General features: G+C 73.0%; 6 protein-coding genes. 4 read left to right on the top strand and 2 right to left on the bottom strand.

The window, feature by feature from the left end; all coding sequences use genetic code 11:
• Positions 1–423 (top strand): hypothetical protein (locus LLG88_01555; GenBank protein ID MCE5245594.1); only part of this gene is annotated, 423 nt, incomplete at its 5' end.
• A gap of 403 nt (positions 424–826) precedes the next feature.
• Here the strand turns inward: LLG88_01555 and LLG88_01550 are convergent.
• On the bottom strand, positions 827–2,932 hold the full coding sequence (locus LLG88_01550; GenBank protein ID MCE5245593.1) for an acetate--CoA ligase family protein: 2,106 nt from the start codon (positions 2,930–2,932) through the stop codon (positions 827–829).
• 81 nt (positions 2,933–3,013) lie between these two features.
• On the opposite strand from LLG88_01550, the gene pnp reads away from it, so the two are divergent.
• Positions 3,014–5,107 (top strand): polyribonucleotide nucleotidyltransferase, encoded by a 2,094-nt coding sequence (pnp, locus tag LLG88_01545; protein ID MCE5245592.1) that lies wholly within the window; start codon positions 3,014–3,016, stop codon positions 5,105–5,107.
• 148 nt (positions 5,108–5,255) lie between these two features.
• Here the strand turns inward: pnp and LLG88_01540 are convergent, their stop codons facing one another.
• Positions 5,256–7,121, bottom strand: coding sequence for a HEAT repeat domain-containing protein (locus tag LLG88_01540; protein ID MCE5245591.1), 1,866 nt, complete (start codon positions 7,119–7,121; stop codon positions 5,256–5,258).
• Between the two features lie 218 nt (positions 7,122–7,339).
• On the opposite strand from LLG88_01540, the gene lexA reads away from it, so the two are divergent.
• Positions 7,340–7,942 (top strand): transcriptional repressor LexA, encoded by a 603-nt coding sequence (gene lexA / locus LLG88_01535; GenBank protein ID MCE5245590.1) that lies wholly within the window; start codon positions 7,340–7,342, stop codon positions 7,940–7,942.
• A 1-nt stretch (position 7,943) separates the two neighbouring features.
• Positions 7,944–8,432 (top strand): hypothetical protein (locus LLG88_01530; protein MCE5245589.1); only part of this gene is annotated, 489 nt, incomplete at its 3' end.

The raw sequence follows: 8,432 nt of genomic DNA, 5'->3' as shown, positions 1-8,432 counted from the left end.
CCTGGTCATCATGCCGATCATCCCTTCCCTCGCCGCGGACGCTCGGGCGTCTCCGCGGCGACAGTCTCAGGGCTCTCCCCGGGACTTGAGGACCGGCAAGACTTACTGGAATTGGACCGGCAAAACTTTCCGGAACCCACAGAAGTGACGGAGTGGCAGCTGGGTTATGGTGACTTTTGGATGTTCCTTGAACGCCGCTACCGAACGGTTGCGGAGGAGAACGACTGGCGAAACAGGTCGATCGGCGAGATGTATTTGGGCAAGTACCAGAGCCTGAAATATGGTCAGCCGCTTCAGCACCCGGTGGAGAAGATGGCCGAAGTGAAACACCTCGTCGACGGTGTTCGCGTCGTGATCCCTATCGTGAAGCAGTCTCGGTTTGTCTGTTTCATGAGCGTAACTATGAGGCGGTCCAAAGGATAGCCCGGCTCGCCCGGCAGGGCGCGTTCTTCCTTGCTCTCAAGGTGTCACACGACCGCGCCGGGATAGTCCCGCAGGACCTCCCGGCGCATCCTCAACCGGCCGCACAGCTCGCTCGGAAACCTGAGCCCCCGCGAGTTCGCGGCGCAAGCGTCGGCGGGCCTCCGGTCGGCTCCGGTTCCCTCCGGCCCGCTGAAGCTCGAAGAACCCGCGACGCTTTGACTCTCGGTTTCGTTGGACCAGCGAATGGGGGCAGGCCAGTATCTCTCCGCGATGGTCTTCGTGAACATCCTGTTCTGGCGGCCGCTTGTGTGCGCTTTCGTGTGGATGCGGCGCCGCGCGGGGCCGCGCGAAATGGAAAGGGCCGCCCGCGGGCGGCCCTTTCGCGTGAAGGGTGCGGCGTCCGCTACTTGACGCGGATCCGGGCGTCCACCGCGATCGCCTTCCCCTTCTCGGGGTAGAGGAGCAGCGGGTTGACGTCGAGCTCGACGATCGAGGAGTGCTCGCGGACCAGCCGGGCCACTATCTCGATCGCCTCGATCGCCGGGTCGAGGTCCACGCCGGCCTGGCCGCGCGCGCCGGTGAGGATCTTGATCGCGCGGATCGAGCGGACCATCTCCTCGGCGTCCTCGCGCGCCGTCGGCGTCAGACCGAACTTCACGTCCTTGAGCACCTCCACGAACGTCCCGCCGAGGCCGAACATCACCAGCGGCCCGTAGGAGTCGTCGCGGCTGGAGCCGATAATCACCTCGCGCCCGCCCGGCCGGAAGGCCTGCAGGAAGAGGTTCCAGGTGTCCGGCGCGTGGCCGGCCGCGGCGAGCTTGGCGCGCATCGTCGCGATCGCCTGCTCGAGCGCCGCGTCGTCCTTGATGTTCAACGCCACGCCGCCGATGTCCGACTTGTGGACGATCGCCTCGCCGTTCGCCTTGAGCACCACCGGGTAGCCGATCCGCCGCGCCTCGCGCACGGCGTCCTGCGGCGTGTCCACGAGCGCCCACGGCGCGACGCGCAGGCCGGCCGCCTCGAGCACGCGGAAGGTGTCGTCGGCCGGGAGGTAGCCGCCGCCCCGCGCGCTCTGCTTGGCCAGCAGCTTCGCGATCGCCGCGTCGTCCTGGGCGATCGTCCGCACCGTGCGCTGCGGCAGGCGGCGGCGCTCGGCGTAGGCGACGACGCGGGCGAGCGCCTTCGCGGCGTCCTCCGGCTGATGGAAGACCGGCGGCAGCCCTTCGATCGTGCGGGCGCGGCCGTAGAACTCCTCGGCGGCCATCGCCACGGCGATCGCCGTCTTCTTCGCCGCGCGGAACGCCGGCAGCATTTCGAGGATCGTCTCGTAGACGCCGCAGAAGAGCGGCGGCGTGACGGTGATCGTCATCACGGTGTCGATGTTCGGGTCGTCGAGCAGGATCTCGAGGCACTGCCGGAACTGCTGCGGCCCGGCGGAGGCGACCATGTCCACGGGGTTCGCGAGCGACGCGTCGGGGCGCAGGATCGCGCGCAGCCTGCTCCGCGTCTCCTCGGCCAGCGGAGGCAGCTCGAGGCCGTTCTCGGCGAGCGCGTCGGCGGCGAGGATCCCCGGGCCGCCGGCGTTGGTCAGCACCGCCACGCGCCGCCCCTCGGGGAGCGGGCAGCGGGAGAGGATCAGCGCCGCGTCGAGCATCTCGCCGATCGAGTCGGCGCGGATGACCCCAGCCTGGCGGCAGAGCGCCTCGGCGCCGGTGTCGCCGGCGGAGAGGGCGCCGGTGTGCGAGCTGGCGGCCTTCGCGCCGGCCGCGGTCTTGCCGGCCTTGACGAGGACGATCGGCTTCTTGGGGGTGATGCGCCGCGCGATCTCGAGGAACTGGTCGGCGTCGGCGAACGACTCGAGGTACAGCGTGATCACCGGGACTTCGTCGTCGTTCTCCCACGCCTCGAGCAGGTCGTTCTCGTTGACGTCCACCTTGTTGCCGATCGAGACGAACTGGGAGAAGCCGATGCCCCGCTCTTCGCAGAGGTTGATCACCGCGCAGCCGAGGGAGCCGGACTGCGAGGCGAAGCCGAGCGGCCCGCTCAGCGTCGGGCTGGGCGAGAAGGTGGAGTCGAGCGCGACGGCCGGGCTGTTGTTGACCGCGCCCATGCAGTTCGGCCCGAGCAGACGCGCCCCGGCCTCGCGGCACATCGCGGCGAGCTTCTCCTGCAGCGCCTTCCCTTCGGCGCCGATCTCGCCGAAGCCGGCGGTGATGATGCAGATCGCCTTCGCGCCGTGCTTCAGGCACTCCGCGACCGCCTGCAGCACGCCGGCGAGCGGGACGATGATCAGCGCGAGGTCGATCTTCTCCGGCACGTCGAGCACGCTCTTGTAGCAGCGCGTCGAACGGACCGACTCCTGCTTCGGGTTGACGAGGTAGACCCGTCCGGTGAAGCCGGCGTCGAACAGCCGGGCCGTGATCTTGCCGCCCAGCGATTCCTTGCGGCTGGTGGCGCCGATCACGGCGATGGTGCGCGGGCGCAGAAGCGGGTCGAGTGAAGGCGCCATGAGGATCCTCGTGCGAACGGTTTCGGCTCGGGGGGGAGCGGGCTATTGTATCGTCTCGCCGCCGAAGGGAGAAATTGCGCCATGCACGAGGTCTCGATCGACGTCGCGGGACGCCCGCTGACGCTCCAAACGGGCAAGATCGCCCGCCAGGCCGACGGGGCGGTCGTGCTCCGCTTCGGCGACACGGTGATGCTCGCCGCGGCCTGCGCGGCCGAGTCGCCGAAGCCGGGCCAGGACTTCTTCCCGCTGACGGTCGAGTACCGCGAGCGGCTCGCCGCGGCGGGGCGGATCCCCGGCGCGTACGGGCGGCGCGAGGGGCGGATCACCGACCGCGAGGTCCTCGCCTCGCGCCTCGCCGACCGCACCGTGCGGCCGCTCTTCCCCGGCGGCTTCGTCAACGAGACGCAGGTCCTGCTGACCGTCCTCTCGGCCGACGACGACGTCGAGCCGGAGTCGCTGGCGATCGTCGGCGCGGCGGCCGCGCTGCACCTCTCGGCGATCCCCTGGGACGGCCCGGTGGCCGGCGTGCGGATCGCGCGGGTCGGCGGCGAGTGGGCCGTCTTCCCCTCGCGCGCCCAGCGGCGCGCGGCGGAGCTCGACCTCGTCGTCGCCGCCGGCCCCGGCGGGCCGGTGATGGTCGAGGGCGAGTGCCGCGAGGTCGGCGAGGCGCTGGTGATCGAGGCGCTGGCCCGGGCCGCGGAGGTCTGCGGCCGGATCTCGGCGGGGCTCGACGAACTGCGCGCGGCGGCGGGGAAGGAGAAGCGTTCCTTCGTCGCGCCGGAGGCCGACGCCGAGCTGGCGGCGCGCGTCGCGGCGCTCGCCGCGGCGGCGGTCGAGGACGCCCTCGGCATCCCCGGGAAGCACGAGCGGCGCGACGCGCTGGCCCGCGCCTGCGGCGCGGCGGCCGCCGCGCTGGAGGAGGACTATCCGGGACGCGGGGCGGAGGTCGAGGCCGCGGCGGAGGATCTCGTCCGCGCCGCGCTGCGCCGCCGCACGCTCGAAGGACGCCGCGCCGACGGCCGCGGCCCGACCGACATCCGCCCGATCTGGACGGAAGCCGGCTGGCTGCCGAGCTGCCACGGCTCGGCGATCTTCACCCGCGGCGAGACGCAGGCGCTCGTGAGCTGCACGCTCGGCGCGGCCGACGACGAGCAGCGGATCGAGACGCTCGCCGGCGAGGAGCGGGAGCGCTTCCTGCTCCACTACAACTTCCCGCCCTACTCCGTCGGCGAGGTCCGCGCGATGCGCGGCCCCGGGCGGCGCGAGATCGGCCACGGCAACCTCGCCCACCGCGCGCTCGGCGCGACGCTGCCGGACGTCGAGAAGTTCCCCTACACGATCCGCCTCGTCTCCGACATCGCCGAGTCGAACGGCTCGTCGTCGATGGCCACGGTCTGCGGCGGCTGCCTCGCGCTGATGGACGCCGGCGTGCCGATCGCGCGGCCGGTCGCCGGGATCGCGATGGGGATGATCGCGGAGGAGGGGAAGTTCGTCGTCCTTTCCGACATCCTCGGCGACGAGGACCATCTCGGCGACATGGACTTCAAGGTCGCCGGGACGCGCGAGGGGATCACCGCGATCCAGATGGACAACAAGGTCGGCGCGATCCCCGCCGAGGTGCTCGCCGGCGCGTTGGAGCAGGCGCGCGCCGGGCGGCTGCACATCCTCGACCGGATGGCCGAGACGCTCGCCGCGCCGCGCCCGCAGCTCTCGCCGCGCGCGCCGCGCGTCCTCTCGCTGCGCATCCGGCCGGAGCGGATCCGCGACCTGATCGGCTCGGGCGGCAAGAACATCCAGGAACTCCAGGCGGCGACGAACAGCCGCGTGGACGTCGCGCAGGACGGCCTCGTGCGGATCTACTGCGCGGACGCGGCCTCGGGACAGGAGGCGCTGCGGCGCGCCCGGCGCCTCACGCTGGAGCCGGAAGTGGGGAAGGTCTACGAGGGGGAGGTGATCGTCGTCACCGACTTCGCGGCGATCGTCCGGCTCGGGGCGACGATCGAGGGACGGCTGCACGTCTCGGAGCTCGACCGCACGCGCGTCGGCCGGGTGCAGGACGTCCTCAAGGTCGGCGACGCGGTGCGCGTGCGGCTGCTCGGCGTGGACCACATGGGGAAGCTCGTCCTCTCGCGCCGCGCGGCGCTCGACGCCGACGAGAGCGAGATCGTGCGCTGACCGCGCCGCGCCGGCGGACGCGGGAACGCCGGCCGATGCCGCGAACGCGCTGCCCGCGCCGCGCCGTCGGCGGACGACGCCGCTTTCGCGGCGCGAACGCCCGCGCCGTCGGCGGACGTCGCGGATTTCGTCGGGCGGCGACCCGCCGTCAGCGGACGTCGCGGATTTCGTCGAGCGGAATCTCGCGCCCCGCGCGGAGCAGGCGGAGCGCCCAGTTCGCCTTCTCGTGCCGCAGCATCCGCTCGTCCGAACGGCGGAAGAGCAGCAGCCGTTTCATCTCCATCAGCTCGGGGATCCCCGCGCGGCCGCGCATCCGCGCGTAGGCGAGGAGCGGCGTGAAGAAGCGGCCGCGCTCGGCGACGAACGCCCGCCGCAGCGCCTCCGCGGCGTGCGGCGCGGCCGTGCAGCGGACGAGGGCGCGCGCCGCCTCGTCGCGGGCGCGGACCAGCGCGGGGCGGCGATAGGTCGGGTTGGAGACGAGCGCGACGAGGAACGTCACGCTGCGCGCGCCGCCGATCGCGCCCAGCGCCGCGGGGATGCGGTAGGCGCGGTCCGGCTCGATCCGCCCGAAGAGGCGCACCAGCGGCTCGACGGCCCGCGCGTCGCGGAGCTCGGCCAGCCGCTCCACCGCAAGGTCCACTTCGCGCGGCGTGCCGTCGTCGAAGACGGAGATCCAGCCGTCCACGTTGTCGCCGAGATCGGCCGAGAGGCGGACGAGGCGCGCCGCCTCGCGCAGCCGATGCTGCAGCGCCGGCGCCGCGACCTCCTCGGCCATCCCCTCCAGCGAGGGGGCGGCGAGCGGCGTGGCGACGAGCGGCAGCTCGGCGAGCAGTTCCTCCGCCGCGGGCGCGAGGCCGCGCCGCCGCTCGACGTCGTCCCGCAGCCGGCGCAGCGCGCAGGGGACCGCGCGCGTTTCCCGTTGCCGGAGCAGCTCCACCGCCGCGAGCAGCCCCGCCCCGTGCGTGCGCGCGGCGCCGCACGCCGCGAGCAGCCGCTCGCGCGCCCCGTCGCCGGGCAGCTTCGCCAACGCCGCGGCGGCGGCGAGGGCGACCGTCGCCGCGTCGGTCTCGGCGGCGTCGCCGATCGCCGCCGCGGCCGCGGGCGCGCCGGTGTTGCCGAGCGACTGCAGGACGAGCGCGCGGTCGTTCTCCCCCGCGTTCTTCAGCGCCGCGCCGAGCGCGGCGACGGCGCCGTCGTCGCCGATCAGCCCGAGCGACCAGACGGCGCGGCTCTTGAGCGAAGGGGGCGCGGCGCTTCGCGCGATCCGCGCCAACGCTTCGGTCGCCCGCGTTTCGCGCAGGTAGCCGAGTCCTTCGGCGGCCGTCTCGCGCACGGCCGGGTCCGGATCGTCGAGCGCCTCGATGAAGCGCGCGCCGGCGCGCGGGTCGCCGATCCGCGCGAGGGCGATCAGCGCCGAGCGCCGGTCGATCGGCGCCGGGCGCCGCGACCAGGCGAGGAGAAACGGCGTCGCCGATTCGTCGGCCAGCGCGCCGAGCGCGCCCAGGCCGACCACGCGGCCCTCCGGCGAACGACGCGGAATCTCTTGGGCGAGCGTCGCCGCGGCCGGCGGACCGATGGCGCCGGCGATGAAGTCCACCGCGGTCGCCTCCGGCCCCGCGGCGAGGGTCGGCGTCGCGCCGCGCAGGGCGAGGGCGGGAGCTTCGGCGTCGCCGGCGACGGCGAGGGCGTGGAGGACGGCCATCGCCCGCGTGCCGGAGGAACGGTTGAGCTCGGCCTGCAGCGCGCCGACGGCGTCGGGGCCGCGGATGAGCCCGAGGGCGACGGTCGCGGAGAGCCACGTCGCGTCGTCGCGGCGGGCCATCTCGGCGGCGATCGTCGGGACCGCGGAGCTGCCGACCGCGGCGAGCGCCTCGGTCAGCGCCTCGCGCGTCGCGTCGTCGTTGGCGGCGCGGATCCGCGCGAAGAGGTCGGCCACCCGCTCGGCGTCCACCGATTCGACGCGCGTCTGTCCCGCCGCCGGGGCCACGGCCGCGGCGAGGAGGACGAGGATCATGGCGAGACGCCGGCGCACGACGCAACGGACACTAGCAGCGCGACTTAGGCGCCGCAAACCCCCCGGCGCGATTGTTTTCTCTCGGGGTTTGTTTTCGCCCTGCGTTTGCTGTAAGTTTCCATCGAAGCGCCTCCGCCGCCTCCGCCGCGTCATGCGGCGGCCGGCGTCGGCGTCAGGCGACGCGCGTCGGCGCGGACCGCCCAACGGGAGGACAGCCCGTGGCCCTCACCAAGCGCCAGAAGCAGATCTACGACTACATCAACCAGTTCATCGGGGAGTTCGGCTACTCGCCGAGCCTCGAGGAAGTAGGGCGCCACTTCGGCCTCTCGTCGGTGGCCACGGTCCACAAGCACGTCACCAACCTCGTGCGAAAGGGGCTGCTCCGGCGCAGCTGGAACCAGAACCGCTCCATCGAAGTCGTCTCGGAAGACCAGGCCCCGCGCGCGGTGGACATCCCGCTCCTCGGCCTCATTCCGGCCGGCCGGCCGATCGAGGCGATCGAACAGCGGGAATCGCTGGCCGTGCCGTCCTGGCTGGTCGGCGTCGGTCGCACCTACGCCCTCAAGGTGCGCGGCGATTCGATGATCGACGAACAAATCCGCGACGGGGACTACGTCGTCGTCGAGGAACGCCGCTCGGCGGAGAACGGCCAACTCGTCGTGGCGATGGTCCACGGCGAGGACGTCACGCTCAAGAAGTTCTACCTCGAGGGCAGCATGGTCCGGCTGCAGCCGGCGAACCGCGACTACGAGCCGCTGATGGTTCCCGCGGACCGGCTGGAGATCAAGGGAGTCGTCCGCGGCGTCGTGCGGAAGTGCTGACGTGGCTCTCGCGCCGCGCGGATCCGGGGGGACGGGGGACGACGCTTCGGCGGCGCTGAAGTTCGTCGTCGCCCCCGCCGAGCCGCGGCACTTCCGCCGCGCGCGGGTCATCGTCCAGCAGGATCCCGCCGTCTGCGTCCACGTGGCCTCGACGATCCCGCCGGCCGGCGCCGGCGAAGGGATCGCCCGCCACTGGGCCATCCTCGAAGGGGGCCGGACGATCGGCCTCGTCCAGCAGTACCGCGGCTTCACGTGGGCCGTCGAGCGGCCCCGCCGCGGGGATCCGCGCCTCGGCCCCGCCGTCGCCGACCTGGTCGTCCGCGCCGCCTTCGCCCGGACGGAAGTCTGCTTCGGCCCGGAGGGGGAGGTCCGCGACGTCCTCGACGCGCTGCGTCTGCGCGGCCTCGATCTCGTCGAGCTTCGGCGGCAGGAGATGATGTCCTGCCCCGAGCCGGTCGCCCCGCCCGAGTCGCCTCCGGGGTTCCAGCTG

The organism is bacterium, assembly GCA_021372775.1.
Taxonomy (GTDB): Bacteria; Acidobacteriota; Polarisedimenticolia; order J045; family J045; genus JAJFTU01.
This window is presented reverse-complemented; position numbering and strand designations above follow the sequence as displayed.

What these genes read in the sequence shown, in the direction of transcription:
- LLG88_01550 (MCE5245593.1), bottom strand. Translation starts at nt 2,932, where the DNA reads ATGGCGCCTTCACTCGACCCGCTTCTGCGCCCGCGCACCATCGCCGTG.
- pnp (MCE5245592.1), top strand. Translation starts at nt 3,014, where the DNA reads ATGCACGAGGTCTCGATCGACGTCGCGGGACGCCCGCTGACGCTCCAA.
- LLG88_01540 (MCE5245591.1), bottom strand. Translation starts at nt 7,121, where the DNA reads ATGATCCTCGTCCTCCTCGCCGCGGCCGTGGCCCCGGCGGCGGGACAG.